At 74.9% G+C, this 1,015-nt stretch carries 2 protein-coding genes; one reads left to right on the forward strand and one right to left on the reverse strand.

Going from position 1 to position 1,015, the window contains the following annotated elements:
• Positions 1-79: 79 nt before the first annotated feature.
• Entirely contained in the window at positions 80-448 is a 369-nt protein-coding gene (locus tag G9H71_RS22825) for a VOC family protein (RefSeq protein ID WP_166285025.1), read from the forward strand.
• A 27-nt stretch (positions 449-475) separates the two neighbouring features.
• Here G9H71_RS22825 and G9H71_RS22830 read toward each other — a convergent pair.
• The coding region (locus G9H71_RS22830) for an MFS transporter (RefSeq protein WP_166285026.1) at positions 476-1,015 on the reverse strand (540 nt) is incomplete at its 5' end.

Below are 1,015 nucleotides of genomic sequence, written 5' to 3' on the forward strand. Positions count from 1 at the left end.
CGAGCCCGCCCCGCCGCACTCGCGGGCGCGTGACCCGCAGCCTTGACGGCCCCCGGCCGCCGGCTGAAGCATGAGCCCGGTGAAGATCGCTCATCAGGTCGTCGTCTTCGACGCCGCGGACCTCGCGGCCGAGAGCAGCTTCTGGGCCGGCGTCCTCGACGGGGCCGTGGAGGACGACGGCGACTTCCACATGGTGACGGTGGACGGAGCGCCGCGGGTGGGCGTCCAGCTCGCGCCCGGGCACGTGCCGCCCCAGTGGCCGGACGGCCAGCCGCAGCAGGTGCACCTCGACCTGTGGGTCGAGGACGCGGAGGCCGCGCACGCGCACGTGGTGGCGCTCGGCGGCAGGCTGCTGCAGCCAGCGGGCGCGGAAGGGGCGGACCGGTTCCAGGTCTATGCGGACCCGGCGGGGCACCCCTTCTGCCTCTGCTGGGTCGTCCGCGGCTAGCCTGGCGGCGGGCGGCGGGCGGGGCGCTCACCGCACCGACCGGACCGGCAGGATCGCCAGCGCCCCGAGCAGCCCGAGGCCCGCGGCGAGGGCGAAGAGCAGTTCGTACGCCTCCCCACCGCCCAGCCCGAGCACCAGCGGCGCGACGGCCGGGACGAGCAGCTGCGGCAGCACGTTCGCCAGGTGGAACACGCCCATGTCCTTGCCGGCGGTGGCCGAGCCGGGCAGCACGTCGGTGACGAGCGCGAGGTCGACCGCGACGTAGCACCCGACGGCGATGCCGGCGACGAAGCTGACCACGTAGAACGCCGGTAGGCTCCCGACGAGCGCGATGGCGAGGTGGCTCGCCGCCACGACCCCGGCCGAGACCGCGACGAGCGCCTTGCGCGAGCCGGTGCGGTCGGAGAGGCGGCCGAACACCGGCGCGGCGATGAGCGTCGCCGCCGTGGACAGCAGCAGCGCGGTGAAGACCACGTCGCCGATGCGCTCGACGGGGACGCCGAGCACGTCCTGCAGGTAGTACACCCGATAGCCGATCACCGTCGCCGTCCCCACGAAGACGAGCAG

Source organism: Motilibacter deserti (genome assembly GCF_011250635.1).
Classification (GTDB): domain Bacteria; phylum Actinomycetota; class Actinomycetes; order Motilibacterales; family Motilibacteraceae; genus Motilibacter_A; species Motilibacter_A deserti.